Below are 16,316 nucleotides of genomic sequence, written 5' to 3' on the forward strand. Positions count from 1 at the left end.
AGTGTTTTATTTAGTTTTTGCTTTTTTGGTTATCCAAGCCCACGTCATAATGCACTCTATTGGCTGTTGCCCTGATTCATCAGTTATTGAAACAGGAATTTCCATATTACCTTTTTCTTGTGTTAACAGTGCTACTTGCTCATCGGTTATTTTTGCAACTGCGGTTAACGAGCCCTGCATTCGGCGTTGATAATGTATCGTCATAGACTTCAACAAAGGTAAACGGCTATCAGGTAAGTTCATACCAAACACAATACCGGTAGCTGACTCTGCTAATAACGCTGCCGCAACGGCATGAATCCCACCAATATGGTTTTGTACTCTTTTCCGGTTCGCTAGCGTTAAGGTGACTTGTTCGGGAGAAATTTCAACCAAAGTCACTTTAGAAGTGTTCGCAAACTTAACTTGTGAACAAAATAATTTGGTCATTAAATATGAATGAGTTGCCTTCGGGAACTTTTTAATTAACGCCACGGCACGACTAAAGCGGTTTGCCATAAATATCCTTGATAGTATTCGTTGCATGTATTACTAGAGTGCAACAAACTGGTCTGACCTGCAAGGTAAAAGTAAAAAAAAGACGCTAAAGCGCCTTTTGGTCAACATGTTGTACTGAGCTATAGTTTAAAGAAATACTGTTGATAAACTTTTAGTTCAGCAATTGACTCACGAATATCATCTAGAGCCAAATGTGCTCCGGTTTTCACAACTTTATCAAGTACCTCTGGTTTCCAGCGACGTGCTAGTTCCTTAACTGTACTAACATCTAGATTCCGATAATGAAAATAATCTTCAAATTCTGGCATATATTTATTAATAAAGCGGCGATCTTGACCTATGCTGTTGCCGCACATAGGAGATTTCCCTTTAGTTACATACTGCTCAAAAAAGGCTAACGAAGCTGCACTTGCTTGCGCTAATGTCGTGTTACTTTCACGACATCGTTGCGTGAGACCTGATTTGCCATGATGCTCAATACACCACTCACTCATATTATCTAGTACATCATCACTTTGCTGAATTGCAAAAACAGGACCTTCCGCAAGAATATTTAATTGACTATCAGTGACTATTGTCGCGATCTCTAAGATAACATCAGTACTTGGCTCAAGGCCGGTCATTTCTAAATCTAACCAAATTAAATTGCTATCATTGGCGCTCATGGTCTTTCCCATATCATTAGTTTTCTATATTACCTTATCTCACTATCCATTCCCGGCACAGGTATGAAAGCAAAAGGCGCGATTGCACATGCATTTAAGCCGTGCTTAAGTATATAATACGTTAGAATAGTGCGTGATTAAATTTTTTTGTCGTTTACTTACCTAGATTTAAAAACAAACACTGAGTTAACATAAAATGAGAATTACTTGTGGCTAAAGCCAAAAAATTAACTAAAGGTCAAGCTCGTCGGATCAAAGCAAACCAAAGTAAAAAGTTACGTAAATCTACTGAAAAAGTGCAATGGCAAGATGATCAGTTAGGCAATGCGGAAGTCGGTACGGTTATTAGCCGCTTTGGTCAACATGCAGATGTCGAAGACAATAATGGCGAAATTTACCGTTGTAATATGCGCCGCAGTATTGACTCGCTTGTATGTGGTGACAAAGTGCTTTGGCGAAAAAGCAAGGAAACACAACATAGTATTTCTGGTGTTATTGAAGCTGTACACGAACGAAACTCAGTGCTTAGTCGACCAGATGTTTATGACGGCGTGAAACCCATCGCCGCAAACATTAGTCAGATATTAATTGTTTCTTCGGTTTTACCCGCCTTTAACGCTGACATTATTGATCGCTATTTAGTAGCAGCAGAAGAAACCTGTATAACTCCGGTAATTTTACTCAACAAAGTTGATTTACTCGACAGCACTAATCGTGATGAAATTGAACACCAACTCAGCATTTATCGTGCTATTGGATATCAAGTAACTTATGTCAGCAATGAAACCGGCGAAGGTATCGCTGAGTTAAAAGCCCAACTTAGTCAACATACTAGTGTTTTTGTTGGTCAATCAGGTGTTGGAAAGTCTACTTTAACCAATACATTAATGCCTGAATTAGGTGTTGTTACACAAATGGTTTCCGAGAACTCAGGTTTGGGGCAACACACCACAACGGTGGCTAGATTATATCACTTCGAAGATGGTGGTGACTTAATTGACTCTCCTGGTATTCGAGAGTTTGGCTTATGGCACTTATCACCTGAGCAAGTCAGTAACGGTTTTATAGAATTTGATGACTATCTTGGTACCTGTAAATTTAGAGACTGTAAGCACCAAACAGACCCTGGTTGTGCCTTAGTTGCAGCTAAGGACGCTGGTCAGATATTTCCAGAACGACTAGCAAGCTTTCAACGTATATTAGCAAGTTTAGGTGACAATACCTTAACGACGCGCTTTAACGATTAAAAATAATAGAATATTAAGGAAAAACAGTGTTAATCAACAAAATTAAAATCGCCTTGCAGTATTTAATGCCTAAACATGCAATTTCACGCTTGGTTGGCAAATTTGCGGCGGCAGAGGCCGGCTGGCTTACGACCAAAGCAATAAGCTACTTCATTAAAGCTTATTATATCAATATGGCGGAAGCGAAATTAAAAAATGCTAGTGATTTTAAAACCTTCAATGATTTTTTCACACGTGAATTAGAAGATGGTGCTCGTAATATTGACAGTGATCCAACAACTATTTGTTACCCTGTTGATGGCGCAATTAGCCAACAAGGACAGATTAATAACGGGCAACTTATCCAAGCAAAAGGTTTCGATTATAGTTTAGAAACTTTGCTTGGTGGTGATGAAGCTACCGCCGCACCATTTCAAGGTGGTGAGTTTTCTTGTATTTACTTAGCGCCAAAAGACTACCACCGTATTCATATGCCAATTACCGGCACGTTACGTGAAATGATTTACGTTCCTGGCGATCTATTTTCAGTTAATCCATTAACTGCCAACAATGTACCAAATTTATTTGCCCGCAATGAACGTGTTGTCGCCATTTTCGACACCGCACAAGGGGCAATGGCAATGGTATTAGTGGGGGCAACAATTGTTGCTAGTATTGAAACGGTTTGGGCAGGTACAGTTACGCCGCCAGCAGGAAAAGATGTATTTCGCTGGAAGTACCCAGCAACCGGCGTTGATGCCATCACACTTGAAAAAGGTGCTGAGATGGGACGTTTTAAACTTGGTTCAACAGTTGTCAGTACATTTGCGCCAAATATGGTCAGATTTAACGAACAAGCAGGACCTGAAACCGTTACACGTTTAGGTGAACACTATGCTGATTTAATTGCCTTTGATTCAAAAGAAGCGAGTGAAGAAGCTAAGAGTGACGAAGTTTAACCGTAATGCTTGGTGCATTTAACGGGACAAGAAAGTGAAAATAATTGCCCACCGTGGTGCTAGTGGTGAGTTTCCTGAAAACTCATTACTAGCTTTTGAGCAAGCAATAAAGCAAGGGTGTGATGGTATTGAACTGGACGTACAATATCATCAAGCCAGCGGTGAGTTTATTATTTTGCACGATCAATACCTGCTTTTTAATAACCAGCGAACACATATTAATCAGCTGTCTATTACAGAATTAGTCAACAGCACACCTAAAAAGCAAGGCCTTTGTACCCTTCAACGAGCTCTCGCTACTATTGCTAAACAATGCACCATTAATATTGAATTAAAATCAGCTGTGCAAGGCCAACAATTACGCCAAGAAATTATACAATTAAAACAGCTACTCGATAATGCAATAACCAATAACATAGTGGCAACTGAACAGCTTACCTTGTCATCTTTTAATCATCATGCTTTAACCTGCATTAAAGAACTTTTACCGAAAATTAAAACAGCTGCACTTATTGCATGTTGTCCGTTAAATTACGCACAGTTTTGCTTACCATTAAAAGTTTCAGGTTTAAACCTTGCGATTGACTGCCTTAACCAAGAGCTAATAACTGACGCAAAGCAGAGTGGACTCGAGGTTTGGGTTTATACCGTTGATAATCTAGACCACATTAAGCAATGTCTGGCATTCGGTGTTGACGGCATTTTTACTAACTACCCTGAACGCTCACGCATGCATATTTTAGCTCTGTAATCATTTTCTTTTTTAATTCACAAAATGCTAAAATCGCAACAATTATTTAAATACTATTGCTCATTTATTCATCTCAAGCTAGGATAGGAGTAATAAGATACGAGTACGTTCGTATAAAAATAACGCAAACACTTGTAAATAATTTGCCTTAAGGAATCTCAATGTTACGAGATAAATCAGATATCAAGCCAACTGAAGCTGAACTGACGTTGCTTAATATCCTCTGGAAAATGGGTCCAGCAACGGTTCGACAGATCCATGAAACTGTCAGCCAAACACAAAAAACTGGCTATACTACGGTATTAAAGATATTACAAATCATGCATGAAAAAGCATTGGTTATTCGAGATGAAAGTAACCGTGCTCATGTATACGCTGCCGCCAACAGTGAAGTGGTAACACAGTCTTCTTTACTTAAAGATTTAGTATCAAAAGCCTTTGGTGGCTCAACATCAAAACTGGTAATGCGTGCTTTAGATAACTCAACCAGTAAAGAAGAAATAGAAGATATTCGTCAGTTACTCAATGAATTAGAGCAACAGTCGTAGCAAACATATAATTAACGAAATAGTTAACGGTATATAAAATATTTAATGATGCAGGAAAGCTTAATTAATAGCCCATTGTTAGCGGGTATAGCAATAACTCTTATCCATTTTTTATGGCAAGGGGTTTTAGTTGCGTTAGCATTAAAGTTATTGCTGTCATTAATTTCCTACCAAAAGTCACAAATTCGTTATGGCTTAGCTTCTGTTGCCATGTTCGCAAACTTACTATTACCTTTCATCACTTTCTTTATTGTTTACGATATTGAATATCGTCAGGCGACCAGTTTTGTAAATGCACTACCATTGCTTGATCAAAATTTTTATTTAGAACAGCGTCAAACTAACGTTTGGTATCTTGAATGGTTTGAGTACTTACCAAGTTTATCAATTGCTTGGCTAAGCATAGTAATTTTGTTATCGGCTAAGGTTTTAATCGAGCTTTACAATGTTAATAAACTCCCTCTTCAAGGCACCATTAACGCTAATCATGCGTTACAAACTCGCTTTGAGGGCTTAATTAACAAAGTTGGCATTACGAAAAAAGTCGCGCTACTGCTGTCATCGAAAACGAATGTACCTATGGCCATAGGTTGGTTGAGACCTGTGGTATTAATTCCGATAAGTATGGTTTCTGGATTAACCCCGCAACAGTTAGATATGTTACTGCTGCATGAATTAGCTCATATTCGTCGACATGACTACTTTGTAAACTTTTTACAAACCTTAGTCGAAACTTTGTTATTTTTTCATCCTGCGGTGCGCTGGGTTTCAAAACAAATGCGTAATGAGCGAGAGTATTGCAGTGACGACATCGCGGTGCAACATGGCGGTAATGCTTTAGCTTATGCACATACCTTAGCCGACACAGCTTCTTTATGTCAGAAACATCGACATCACGCCATTCCAAGTATGGCTATGGCAGCTTCTGGTGGCGATCTTAAACAACGCGTTGTTAGATTACTTGATAATCAACCACACTGCACCCAAACAACCGATTCGGGTAAATGGTTAGCTTCTTTTACCATTTTACTAACAATAATATTTGGCTTTTCGAAATACTCGTTAAATTTACCTATTATTGACTTACAATCAGGCAGTATTTCTCTCAATCATTCACCAATGGAGCTTAATAAAAGTTCTGTGGCTTATGCCCCATTGGCACTAGAGCAAGCAAATACTAACTCTTCACTTGCCCGCCAGCTTATTGCGATTAATAGTCCTGGTACAGCCCAAGAACCATTGGCTAATGAGCAGGCAACTGCAGTTAAAAATGACTTGATCACGCAAGCAGAAACCAAGCAACGAGGAGCTAGTACAGTTTCCTCAGCGCCTACAACAAACATCAAACAAACGATTAGTTATGATGAATTGCCAATAGTGCTAAATTCCACTGATGAGAAAAACGTGACGGTTCAGAATGAAAAATTAACGAAAATACCAACGATAGCTAATGAAAAAACAGTCACAGCAAGTAAATCAATATCAGACTTAGCCTTTGAACGCACAGATTCAAATAATAGCAATAACTCTGCACTTGATAATCCTTATTCCGAGCAAGTTGCGTCTCTATTCGATGAACCACGCAGCAACCCATTAGGTACGACTAATACTGTTCAAGAAAATCTAGTTGATCCAGCTCGTCTAAATAACGATATTTATAGCGAAAATATACGCCAAGTTAACGAAAATCTCAGTAGCAATTACGCGAACAACTTAAATCAAAATATTGTTATTCCACCGAAAAATACACTCGCTAAATTAATAACATCCATTGAACCTAGATACCCTTCTTCGGCGAAAAGAAAAGGGATCGAAATTGAAATTATGGTTGAATTTAGTATCGATAAAAATGGCTTAGTTAAAGACATCCAATTTGAATCAAAAAGTAAAGTTAGCTATTTTCGTAATGCTATTCGCAATGCCATGGAAAAATGGCGCTTTCTACCTGCAGAAAAAAATGGAGTTGCAGTAGAAAGCAACATGTCAAAGATATTCTCGTTTAGCCTGTTAAAATAACGTTCTACGTTGCTCACGCATAGATAAAAACTTTTCTTTCTGCTCAACGGTTAATACTTGCATTACAGCATGACGCATTTTCGCTTTTTCCATCGCCATATATTGAAAGTTATCTTGATAACTAGCATACGCAATATTAAATTGTGCTTCGTCAAACTCATCTGCGAGTATTAATGTTTTAACTTGCTCTTTAAATCCAGACATACTATCGCGCTGTGTTTTTTTCTCTGACTTCATTGCCAGAAAAATGCCCTTAATTTCCTGGCGTTGCTCTTTAGATAAATCTAATTTTTTTGCCATCATATGAAAGCGCTTTTTCATTTGCTTGTGCGCTTGTCCATAATGAACTTTATTATGCCCTCGTTCATCTGCTTGATGATTATGGCCTGCAGCACTAGCAGTAAAAGATGTTAAACATAAAGTAGTCAAGCCTACGGCGAAGTAGGTTTTCATTGTTGAATATAGTTTTTGTGTGTTCATAAGTTGTACTCCTGATTAAATTCAACTTTAGTATAAAACTTGCAACGAAAAGAAACGCAAACCAACGTAAATGTTATGTAAATATCCTAAGCGCAATAAAATTTATACGCTATTATAGTGATTAGTTAAGAGCAGTAAGTGCAGTAAAAATGAAGAAACATAAACTATTATTGATAGATGATGATAAAGAACTCGCAGAGCTATTGTCTGATTATCTGGCAACTGAAGGATTTGAATTAGTTTGTTGCTACGATGGTATTTCTGGCCTCGAAAACGCGTTTGACGACAGCATTTCAATGATATTATTAGATGTTATGATGCCTGGCTTAACGGGCTTTGAAGTATTGAAAGCTTTAGGTGGGAATCATAAAACACCTATATTAATGCTAACTGCAAAAGGTGATAACGCTGACCGAATTTTGGGGTTAGAATTAGGCGCCGATGATTATTTGCCAAAACCCTTCCAACACCGAGAATTACTCGCTCGCATTAATGCCATTCTTAGACGTATTGATATAGTTCAAACCAGTAAAGAACAAAGTAACGTACTTGAGGTTAATGGCGTTACCCTCAACCATGCAACTCGCCAAGTAAGTTGTCATAACGAATTTATCGAACTAACTGGTACTGAATATCAGATTACTGAGTATTTAATGTCAAAACCTGGAGAGATTGTCAGTAAAAATGAAATTTCTGAACAGGTGCTTAACCGCAAGTTAAGTGCGTTTGACCGAAGTATTGATATGCACGTTAGTAATATAAGACGAAAACTATTACCCTTTAGTCAAACAGATAAATTAAAAACTATTCGCGGTGCTGGTTACATATTTTTGGCAGGTGAACTTAACTGATGCTAAAACTGCCTAATCGATTCTCCTCTATTGGTGCTAAGCTATTTTTATGCTTTTGGTTAATTATTATCCTAACTATCGGCATTACTCGTTTAGTGTCAGAACAATTTCAACCTAAGAGTTTTATTGCGCCAAGCCACCATAGTGATATCGCAAAATTAGATCGGATTAAAAGAACGATATTTCGTCGCTCTCCATCAAATCCCCAACAAATAGTAGATTTACAACTTAAACGTCCCGACCGCGAATTACTTGTTAAGAACATGCTTACTAATGAAGTACTGTCTTCCAAAACATGGCACATTGCTAACTTAAGTAATTTTTTACGTGAAAATAATTTAAATAATTTAACAACGGTTAAATTTGAGTTTTTTCGTATGACAGGGCCTATCGCCGTCGAAATTAACAATATTCCTTACCAAGTATTTTTGGCAAGTCGAGATAGGAAATTTCGATTCGGCAGTTTTATGTTGCGTTTACCCACCTGGATACGCATTGGTATACCAGTGATCATCAGCTCGATTTTTTTATGGCTATTAGCACGCTCGCTTACCAAACCGCTTATCGCTATGCAAAAAACTGCCGCCAGCTTCGGTGATGGAGAATTTACGGCGCGCGTACCATTAGCTGCTCAACGCAATGATGAAATAGGCGCCTGTGCGGCAAGTTTCAATTTAATGGCTGAAAAACTTGAACAAAATATAGGTTCACATCAGCGCCTTATGGCTGATGTTTCCCATGAGTTACGTTCACCCATGACTAGGCTGCAAATTGCTCTAGGCTTAGCTCAGCAAGAGAATATTAGTACTGAGATATTGCAAAAACATTTACAGCGTTGTGAATTGGAAGTTTCTCGGCTTGATGAAATGATTTCCAACGTATTATCACTATCACGTATGGAAAATACCATTAGCCAAATGGAGCTCATGTCTGTCGACTTAAAGCAGTTACTAGAGCTTTGTATTGAAGATGCTCAATATATCGCCAATGAAAAGTCGATTAATATTAGCTTCGAAAACTCAGGGGAATGTTTAACGCAAGCCGACCCGAACTTACTCGCCAGCGCATTTAATAATATCTTAATAAACGCCGTTAAATATAGTCATGACAAAGATGAACTCACGGTAAGACTATTCAACAATGACAAGCACTTTGTCATTGATATCATTGATAATGGCACTGGCGTTCCAGCAGCGGATTTAAGCAAATTGTTCGAGCCTTTTTACCGAGTTGCGCAAGCTCGTGATCGAGCAACAGGCGGAACAGGGTTAGGCATGGCAATAGCCAAACAGGCTGTTAAGGCGCATAAGGGAAATATTACTGCCACAAACAACGACCAAAAAGGTCTAACCGTCAGTATTGAATTACCAATCGTAATGGATAAAAATAACGGTCATGGTATTAATTAAGTTAAAACTGATAAGTTTAATTCTTCTGACATTTATAGGGATCCCATTCATGGCTGACAGTGCTACTGTGACAGAGAATCGTGCACTAACCCCTGAAAAAGTTACTGCTATTAATATGTTTTGGCAAAACGTTAATGAAAAAAGCTTTACCAGTGATGACAATGTCACGCTTGCTTATGTGACAAATTTCAAACGAGAAAACAAACCTTACGTGGTTATTGTATCAGGGCGCTCAGAAGGCTATTTAAAGTACCAAGAGCTAGCTTATGATCTTGATGTAGCGGGATATGATAGTGTTATTATCGATCATCGTGGTCAAGGCTTATCGCAACGTTTAACGAAAAATCGCTTAAAGGGCTATGTAAAAAGTTTTGACGATTACGCGCAAGATTTAGCCCAATTGCTTAATCGAGAGTTACCCCGCTTATATCCAGAAAAACAACATAAACAATTCTTATTGGCGCACTCGATGGGTGGCGCTATTGCGTTAAGGTACTTACAGCGCTATCAAAATAACGTCCAGGCAGCAGTGTTAAGTTCACCTATGATAGCTATCTCTAGTGGTGGCATACCAAATTGGCTAGCAGAGTCCATTGTACTTTCAGGAAATAAATTAAACTCTTGGCTGTCAAACACGCCTTGGTATTTCTTAGGCCAAACGGATGATAATAGCAGTACTTTTGCTGACAACAAGCTGATGCATTCAAAAGAAAGATATCAACGCTTTCAAGCATTATATCAACAACACTCAGAACTTAAACTTGGCGGCGTAACCTTTAATTGGCTTGCCCAAGCATTAAAAGCAAATCAAGATATTTTTCAGCAGATAGAAAAAATATCCCCGCCTATATTAATGTTGCAAGCGAGTGAAGAAGACATTGTTGATAATGCTGCCCAAAATAGCTTTTGCCAACAATTAAATATAGTCAAACAAGATTCATGTATCGATGGAAAACCACAAGTTATTCATGGCGCTTACCATGAACTATTTTTTGAATTGGACGAATACCGAAATATAGCTTTAGAAAGTACACTTAACTGGTTTGAAAAACACCAATAGTTAATAGAAAAGTCGATTTATTGCGACAAAGAAAACTTGCGCATTTAAGCAGTTAGAGTCATTAAAGCTTTTTAAATGACTCTTTCACTACTCTACGGCTTTTTCATTATGAGCGAGTTCACTGCCAACTACAGACGATGGGTCATGGTGAATAAAAACTTCACACGGCGCCAGCGCCTTCACAATATCAATTTCAATAGCCTCACCAATACCGTGTGCTTCGAGTAATGATAGATTGTCATCTAGCTCTAAATGAAACTGAATAAATCTATCCTGCCCTGCTTGCCGCGTTCTAAGCTCATGCAACCCCAAGGCTCCTTCATGACTACTTACAATTTGCTTAATTACATCAAGTTCTTGTTCGGTTAATTCATGATCCATTAATTGGTGCACACTCAACCAAATAATTTTACTGGCACCAACCAATAAAAAGATACCAACAGCAACGGTAAAAACGCCATCAGCTTGTAACCAATAACCTTGGCTTAAAAATAACGCCAATAGCACCCCTAAGTTAAGTAATAAATCTGACTGGTAATGCAGAGCATCAGCACTAATTGCCACAGACCGAGTTTTAGCAATAACATATTTTTGAATAACCACCAGTAATAAAGTCATGACTATCGCAATGACAGAGACCCAGATGCCAACTTCCGTTCTTACCACTTCTTGCGGGTTAATCACTCGCTCAACGCCATTAAAAACGAGTAGTAATGCAGAGCCTAAAACAAAGGCAGCCTGAACTAAACCAGCCAGGCTTTCCGCTTTACCATGGCCAAATTTATGCTCTTCATCTGCTGGCGCAAGGGCAAAACGCAAAATAACAACATTCATAACTGAGGCGAACAAGTCGAGAATCGAATCTGTTGCTGACGCTAACATCGCACTTGCATCGGTGACAAACCAAGCATAAAGTTTCAATACAACTAGCAATAATGCCGTGGTTGTCGCAGCAAAAGCAGCCAGCTTAACGAGGTAATTATAACGTTGCGACTGTGATTGATTTTGTTCCATCTTTGCTCCCGCAAGCGTGATTAAATCAGTATTAATACCAGCTTTATATTGCTAGTTAACCTACCTCTAAGCATAATTTTTGCCAGTACGGCTATTAAGCTAGACAGTAAGCAGGGTATAATATTATTCATTATAGAATTTATTAAGCGCTCAATATGCTCGACGTCGTTTTATTTCAACCTCAAATTCCACCGAATACCGGTAATATTATTCGTTTATGCGCTAATACTGGCTTTAGGTTACATCTTATTGAGCCATTAGGCTTTGATCTAGAAGATAAAAAGCTCAGAAGAGCAGGATTAGATTATCATGAGTTTGCCGCACTGAAGCGCCACGAAAATTACCAAAGCTTTATTGAAAGCGAACAGCCAAAGCGCGTCTTAGCAGTAACAACTAAGTCAACCGGTTATTATGGCGATGTCAATTTTCAAGCAGGTGATTATTTACTATTTGGCTCAGAAACAGGCGGCCTTCCTGAAGATGTTAGACAACAAATACCGGATCAAGATAAGATCAGGATCCCTATGCTAAAAGACAGCCGTAGCATGAACTTATCGAACGCAACGGCTGTGATCATTTATGAAGCGTGGCGTCAACTGGGCTTTGTAAACTCAGTTTAAAATTAAAGTTAACAAACAAAAACGGCGTATTATTTTCATAATACGCCGTTTTTCTCAATTTGATGAGCTAATAAATTATCAGGAGCGCTATTCAAATTTACGTTCACGGGATAACAAATCAGCCGCTGCTAATCGTGCATCTTTACCGCAATATAAGACTTGGTAAACCTGTTCAACAATTGGCATTTCAACACCCATTCGCTGTGCAAGTAAATACACTTCTTTAGTATTTCGATACCCTTCCACAACTTGACCAATACCTGCCATTGCTTTTTCTACTGAATCACCATGACCTAAGGCTAAACCAAAACGTCGATTACGTGATTGGTTATCGGTACAGGTTAAAACTAAGTCACCTAAACCTGCCATTCCCATAAAGGTAGAAGGTTCTGCGTTTAAGGCACAGCCTAGGCGAGTCATTTCTGCCAAACCTCTTGTGATCAAGGCTGTACGCGCATTAGCACCAAAGCCGATACCATCGGCCATGCCAGCACCAATTGCAACAACGTTTTTCACCGCCCCGCCAAGTTGTACACCAATAAAATCGTTATTACTATAAACTCTAAAGGTGCGTTCACAGTGCAATAAATTAGAAATGTCGCTCACAAAGCTTTCGTCGGTAGACGATAACGAAATAGCCGTAGGCAGACCAGCAGCCATTTCTTTAGCGAAAGTTGGCCCTGAAAGTACCGCTAGAGAAATATCATCTCCGAGTACTTCCCTAGCGACATCTTGTAACAACCGGCCAGATTCATGCTCTAAACCTTTTGTCGCCCAAACCAATCGTGCAGTTTTACGCAAATAAGGTTTAATTTGATGTAACACTTCACCAAAAGCATGGCTTGGCACCACTAATAAAATGTTATCACTACTGGCAGCCACAGCGGCTAAATCAGCACTTACTGTTAATGCTTCCGGAAACTTACTACCCGGCAAGTATTTTTCATTTGCACGTGTAGTTGCCATTTCAGCAACATGAGTCGCATCGCGTCCCCAAAGTAATGTTTGGTGACCATTACGTGCTAAACAAATAGCAAGTGCAGTGCCGTACGACCCTGCACCAACTACCGCAATAGCAGCAGAGTTATTACTCATAAATTAGTGTGTTTCAGTGCTTGCTGGTGTTTGTTCAGCGTTTGCTTGCGCAGCACGTTGTTGCACGTAATTAGCAAATAATGCTTCGAAATTAACAGGTGCTAAGTTAATTTGCGGGAATGAACCACGACTAACTAAATTCGCTACTGATTCACGAGCATATGGAAATAAAGTGGTTGGGCAAAATGCACCAATCGTGTGCGCCAATTGCGCTTCAGGTAAGTTACCAATAGTAAAAATACCGGCTTGTTGTACTTCAGCTAAAAATGCTGTTTGTTCTTCAACTTTTGCAGTAACGGTTAGTGATAAAGTTACCTCAAAAGTATCATCAGCTAATTTAGTTGATTTAGTATCAATGTCTAATTGAATTTCTGGCTTCCAATCTTTTTGAAAAATAGCCGGAGAATTTGGCGTTTCAAAAGAAATGTCTTTGGTATATACGCGTTGAATAGCGAATTGTGGTGCTTGTTGTTCGTTTGTCGCTTCCGCGCCGTTTTGAATTTCATCAGCCATTTTCTTACTTCCTATATTTTTCGCCTTATTAGACGAATGTAATTTCAATTTTTGTTACTTATTGCCTGTGCTATCGATTAACTGGCAATAAGCGAGGTTAGTTTTCCCTGCGCATGTAATGCAAACAAGTCATCACAACCACCGATATGTTGGTCGTTAATAAATATTTGAGGTACTGTGGATGCGCCGTTACTGCGTGCGATCATTTTCTCACGTAATGCAGCATCTCCATCGATTTTTATTTCATTGAAGGTTACATCTAAATCAGCAAGCAGAGCTTTCGCTCGCATACAATAAAAACAGGTTACTTTCGTATATATATCAACTGCCATTCGGGTATCTCGTCGTGTTAGTTATTTTTTAGCGAGTGGTAAGCCAGCATTTTGCCAAGCATTCATACCACCTTTAAGTAAATTTACTCGCTTAAAACCGGCTTTAGCCATTTGACTAGCAACTTTACTGGCACTAATACCTGCGGTACATACAATAATGATGGGATCATCTTTATGCTTTTCAAGACTAGCGAAATCATTTTTACTCACTTTTTCACTATTTAGGTGAATTGCATCGACAATATGGCCTGTTTTGAAGTCTTTTTCGCTGCGCGTATCAACAACTACACCTGACTCTCTGTTAACTAAAAAGGTCATTTGTTGAGTGCTAAGTTGCTTAATTGGCGACATTTGAATTTTAATCGTCAACACGATAATCATTACCACTAGGGCAAGCCAAGCTGTGCTTAATAATGGTTGGCTCATTGCAAACGTAATTAGTTGGTCCATAAATTCTATATTCTAATAAACTAAAAATTGGCCACAGTATACAGGCTAATAAAATAAACCCAAACTGAACTTTTCATTGCATGCAATATTTAACATCAGCATAGCGAATTTGATCGCATTATTGACAGTTTTTGCCACAAATACGGCTATTCTTTCGAAACATTTTCTCATTAGCGACAGAAGATATTCCGGCCATCTCTTGATATACTGACGTCGAAAATTTACATTTTATCCGTTAACCAACGTTTTACTGCACTTTGAGAGCTTAAAGGAAACCATAATGCCTAACAAGAAGTCGACTGTTCTTATTATTTTAGATGGCTGGGGATACAGAGAAAGTACTGAATCCAATGCAATTTATCATGCAAACACGCCGGTACTCGATGACTTAATGGCCAATAAACCAAATATGCTAATACAAACCTCAGGTATGGCCGTTGGCCTCCCCGATGGTCAAATGGGTAACTCTGAAGTAGGTCATGTTAATCTTGGTGCTGGACGTATTGTCTATCAAGACTTTACTCGCATTACCAAAGCCATTGCTGATAATGAGTTTCAAGTAAACCCTGCGCTTTCTAAAGCTGTCGACACTGCAGTAGCAAACGATAAAGCAATACATGTTTTTGGTTTATTATCTCCAGGCGGTGTTCATAGCCATGAAGACCATATCTTTGCCATGCTAGAAATGGCGGCTAAAAAAGGTGCGACAAAAGTTTACTTACACGCCTTTTTAGATGGTCGGGATACACCACCACGTAGTGCAGAAGCATCATTAATTAAAGCACAAGAAAAGTTTTCTGAACTTGGCTGTGGCCAAATAGCGTCGGTTATTGGTCGTTACTACGCCATGGATAGAGATCAACGTTGGGAGCGAGTCGAGGCAGCATATAATTTGATGGTTTCAGGCCAAGCCGACTATGAATTTTCTTCAGCCACACAAGCGTTAAGTGCTGCCTATGCTCGTGATGAAAATGACGAATTTGTTAGAGCCTCTGCTATTACTAATAGCGAAGGTGAAACCATTAAGGTAGACGATGGCGATGCCTTAATATTTATGAATTTCCGTGCTGACCGAGCACGTCAATTTAGTCGTAGCTTTACCGAAGCTAACTTTTCTGGCTTTACAAAGAAACACCAGCCTAAAATTAGTGATTTTGTCATGTTAACTGAATACGCGGCAGATATTCAGGCATCATGTGCCTTCCCTACTGTCACTCACAACAACGTATTAGGTGAATGGCTAGAAAAGCACAACAAAACACAATTACGCATTTCAGAAACAGAGAAATATGCGCATGTAACATTTTTCTTTAGTGGCGGCAAAGAAGATACCTTTAACGGTGAAGAACGCGTGCTGATCCCGTCACCACAAGTTGCTACCTATGATTTACAACCAGAAATGAATTCGACTTTGTTAACCGATAAGCTAGTTACTGCAATAGAAAGTGGTGAACATGACTTTATTGTGTGTAATTACCCCAATGGCGATATGGTAGGCCATACCGGTGACTTTGATGCGGCAGTTAAAGCCTGCGAAGCTGTTGATGCAAGTATTGCTCGAGTATTAAAAGCGCTTGAAACAACAGGTAGTGAATGCTTAATTACTGCTGACCATGGTAATGCCGAGCAAATGCTGGATAACGTTTCAGGGCAAGCTCATACCGCGCACACATGTGAACCTGTACCTCTAATATATGTTGGCAGAAATGCGCAAGCGACAGAAACGGGTGCGCTAAGCGATATTGCACCAACAATTTTAAACTTAATGGACCTACCACAACCTGAAGAAATGACGGGTAGCAATCTAATGAAGCTTGTTTAGGTATTAA

Annotated in this window: 18 protein-coding genes; 10 read left to right on the top strand and 8 right to left on the bottom strand. The window is 39.0% G+C overall.

Going from position 1 to position 16,316, the window contains the following annotated elements; all coding sequences use genetic code 11:
• Positions 1-6 precede the first annotated feature (6 nt).
• A complete protein-coding gene (locus AC27E9_RS15655; protein ID WP_487131793.1) occupies positions 7-498 on the bottom strand; it encodes a DUF4442 domain-containing protein in 492 nt (163 codons plus the stop codon).
• 119 nt (positions 499-617) lie between these two features.
• Positions 618-1,163: an oligoribonuclease gene (gene orn, locus AC27E9_RS15660; protein ID WP_487131795.1), complete on the bottom strand. Its 546-nt coding sequence runs from the start codon at positions 1,161-1,163 to the stop codon at positions 618-620.
• A gap of 209 nt (positions 1,164-1,372) precedes the next feature.
• Here orn and rsgA point away from each other — a divergent pair, with 209 nt between their 5' ends.
• The 5 genes from rsgA (at position 1,373) to AC27E9_RS15685 (ending at position 6,663) form a co-directional block, all read left to right on the top strand.
• The gene (gene rsgA, locus AC27E9_RS15665; RefSeq protein WP_487131797.1) at positions 1,373-2,410 is read left to right on the top strand and encodes a small ribosomal subunit biogenesis GTPase RsgA; all 1,038 of its coding nucleotides are present in this window, start codon (positions 1,373-1,375) and stop codon (positions 2,408-2,410) included.
• A gap of 32 nt (positions 2,411-2,442) precedes the next feature.
• On the top strand, positions 2,443-3,348 hold the full coding sequence (gene asd, locus AC27E9_RS15670) for an archaetidylserine decarboxylase (protein WP_487131927.1): 906 nt from the start codon (positions 2,443-2,445) through the stop codon (positions 3,346-3,348).
• A gap of 34 nt (positions 3,349-3,382) precedes the next feature.
• On the top strand, positions 3,383-4,099 hold the full coding sequence (locus AC27E9_RS15675) for a glycerophosphodiester phosphodiesterase (RefSeq protein ID WP_487131799.1): 717 nt from the start codon (positions 3,383-3,385) through the stop codon (positions 4,097-4,099).
• Between the two features lie 161 nt (positions 4,100-4,260).
• The gene (locus AC27E9_RS15680; RefSeq protein WP_487131801.1) at positions 4,261-4,647 is read left to right on the top strand and encodes a BlaI/MecI/CopY family transcriptional regulator; all 387 of its coding nucleotides are present in this window, start codon (positions 4,261-4,263) and stop codon (positions 4,645-4,647) included.
• 45 nt (positions 4,648-4,692) lie between these two features.
• Entirely contained in the window at positions 4,693-6,663 is a 1,971-nt protein-coding gene (locus tag AC27E9_RS15685; RefSeq protein WP_487131803.1) for a M56 family metallopeptidase, read from the top strand.
• On the opposite strand, the gene AC27E9_RS15690 is transcribed toward AC27E9_RS15685, so the two are convergent.
• On the bottom strand, positions 6,655-7,143 hold the full coding sequence (locus AC27E9_RS15690; RefSeq protein ID WP_487131805.1) for a Spy/CpxP family protein refolding chaperone: 489 nt from the start codon (positions 7,141-7,143) through the stop codon (positions 6,655-6,657). The two genes, AC27E9_RS15685 and AC27E9_RS15690, sit on opposite strands and share 9 nt — an antisense overlap.
• Positions 7,144-7,292: 149 nt before the next feature.
• Between AC27E9_RS15690 and AC27E9_RS15695 the strand changes: the two genes are divergently transcribed.
• From AC27E9_RS15695 to AC27E9_RS15705, 3 genes are read left to right on the top strand one after another with little or no spacing between them, the layout of a single operon-like run.
• The gene (locus AC27E9_RS15695; RefSeq protein ID WP_487131807.1) at positions 7,293-7,994 is read left to right on the top strand and encodes a response regulator; all 702 of its coding nucleotides are present in this window, start codon (positions 7,293-7,295) and stop codon (positions 7,992-7,994) included.
• Entirely contained in the window at positions 7,994-9,403 is a 1,410-nt protein-coding gene (locus AC27E9_RS15700; protein ID WP_487131809.1) for an ATP-binding protein, read from the top strand. The genes AC27E9_RS15695 and AC27E9_RS15700 overlap by 1 nt, the downstream gene beginning before the upstream one ends.
• A 49-nt stretch (positions 9,404-9,452) precedes the next feature.
• The gene (locus tag AC27E9_RS15705; protein WP_487131811.1) at positions 9,453-10,463 is read left to right on the top strand and encodes an alpha/beta fold hydrolase; all 1,011 of its coding nucleotides are present in this window, start codon (positions 9,453-9,455) and stop codon (positions 10,461-10,463) included.
• An 87-nt stretch (positions 10,464-10,550) separates the two neighbouring features.
• On the opposite strand, the gene AC27E9_RS15710 is transcribed toward AC27E9_RS15705, so the two are convergent.
• A complete protein-coding gene (locus AC27E9_RS15710; protein ID WP_487131813.1) occupies positions 10,551-11,477 on the bottom strand; it encodes a cation diffusion facilitator family transporter in 927 nt (308 codons plus the stop codon).
• Positions 11,478-11,632: 155 nt separating this feature from the next.
• On the opposite strand from AC27E9_RS15710, the gene trmL reads away from it, so the two are divergent.
• Positions 11,633-12,097: a tRNA (uridine(34)/cytosine(34)/5-carboxymethylaminomethyluridine(34)-2'-O)-methyltransferase TrmL gene (trmL, locus tag AC27E9_RS15715; protein ID WP_487131814.1), complete on the top strand. Its 465-nt coding sequence runs from the start codon at positions 11,633-11,635 to the stop codon at positions 12,095-12,097.
• Positions 12,098-12,184: 87 nt separating this feature from the next.
• Here the strand turns inward: trmL and gpsA are convergent, their stop codons facing one another.
• The 4 genes from gpsA to AC27E9_RS15735 form a co-directional block, all read right to left on the bottom strand.
• The gene (gpsA, locus tag AC27E9_RS15720) at positions 12,185-13,192 is read right to left on the bottom strand and encodes an NAD(P)H-dependent glycerol-3-phosphate dehydrogenase (protein WP_487131816.1); all 1,008 of its coding nucleotides are present in this window, start codon (positions 13,190-13,192) and stop codon (positions 12,185-12,187) included.
• Between the two features lie 3 nt (positions 13,193-13,195).
• Positions 13,196-13,705 (bottom strand): protein-export chaperone SecB, encoded by a 510-nt coding sequence (secB, locus tag AC27E9_RS15725; RefSeq protein ID WP_487131818.1) that lies wholly within the window; start codon positions 13,703-13,705, stop codon positions 13,196-13,198.
• Between the two features lie 77 nt (positions 13,706-13,782).
• Positions 13,783-14,037 carry a glutaredoxin 3 gene (grxC, locus tag AC27E9_RS15730; RefSeq protein ID WP_487131820.1) on the bottom strand — a complete coding sequence of 85 codons (255 nt, stop codon included), beginning with the start codon at positions 14,035-14,037 and terminating at the stop codon, positions 13,783-13,785.
• Between the two features lie 21 nt (positions 14,038-14,058).
• Positions 14,059-14,487, bottom strand: a complete 429-nt coding sequence (locus AC27E9_RS15735) for a rhodanese-like domain-containing protein (protein ID WP_487131822.1) — start codon at positions 14,485-14,487, stop codon at positions 14,059-14,061.
• A gap of 280 nt (positions 14,488-14,767) precedes the next feature.
• Here AC27E9_RS15735 and gpmI point away from each other — a divergent pair, with 280 nt between their 5' ends.
• On the top strand, positions 14,768-16,309 hold the full coding sequence (gene gpmI / locus AC27E9_RS15740; protein ID WP_487131824.1) for a 2,3-bisphosphoglycerate-independent phosphoglycerate mutase: 1,542 nt from the start codon (positions 14,768-14,770) through the stop codon (positions 16,307-16,309).
• Positions 16,310-16,316 lie beyond the last annotated feature (7 nt).

This window comes from Colwellia meonggei, from assembly GCF_057537295.1.

Coding starts and splice junctions, on each gene's coding strand:
- AC27E9_RS15655 (WP_487131793.1), bottom strand. CDS start 498: ATGGCAAACCGCTTTAGTCGTGCCGTGGCGTTAATTAAAAAGTTCCCG.
- orn (WP_487131795.1), bottom strand. CDS start 1,163: ATGAGCGCCAATGATAGCAATTTAATTTGGTTAGATTTAGAAATGACC.
- AC27E9_RS15680 (WP_487131801.1), top strand. CDS start 4,261: ATGTTACGAGATAAATCAGATATCAAGCCAACTGAAGCTGAACTGACG.
- AC27E9_RS15685 (WP_487131803.1), top strand. CDS start 4,693: ATGATGCAGGAAAGCTTAATTAATAGCCCATTGTTAGCGGGTATAGCA.
- AC27E9_RS15690 (WP_487131805.1), bottom strand. CDS start 7,143: ATGAACACACAAAAACTATATTCAACAATGAAAACCTACTTCGCCGTA.
- AC27E9_RS15695 (WP_487131807.1), top strand. CDS start 7,293: ATGAAGAAACATAAACTATTATTGATAGATGATGATAAAGAACTCGCA.
- AC27E9_RS15700 (WP_487131809.1), top strand. CDS start 7,994: ATGCTAAAACTGCCTAATCGATTCTCCTCTATTGGTGCTAAGCTATTT.
- AC27E9_RS15705 (WP_487131811.1), top strand. CDS start 9,453: ATGGCTGACAGTGCTACTGTGACAGAGAATCGTGCACTAACCCCTGAA.
- AC27E9_RS15710 (WP_487131813.1), bottom strand. CDS start 11,477: ATGGAACAAAATCAATCACAGTCGCAACGTTATAATTACCTCGTTAAG.
- trmL (WP_487131814.1), top strand. CDS start 11,633: ATGCTCGACGTCGTTTTATTTCAACCTCAAATTCCACCGAATACCGGT.
- gpsA (WP_487131816.1), bottom strand. CDS start 13,192: ATGAGTAATAACTCTGCTGCTATTGCGGTAGTTGGTGCAGGGTCGTAC.
- secB (WP_487131818.1), bottom strand. CDS start 13,705: ATGGCTGATGAAATTCAAAACGGCGCGGAAGCGACAAACGAACAACAA.
- grxC (WP_487131820.1), bottom strand. CDS start 14,037: ATGGCAGTTGATATATATACGAAAGTAACCTGTTTTTATTGTATGCGA.
- AC27E9_RS15735 (WP_487131822.1), bottom strand. CDS start 14,487: ATGGACCAACTAATTACGTTTGCAATGAGCCAACCATTATTAAGCACA.
- gpmI (WP_487131824.1), top strand. CDS start 14,768: ATGCCTAACAAGAAGTCGACTGTTCTTATTATTTTAGATGGCTGGGGA.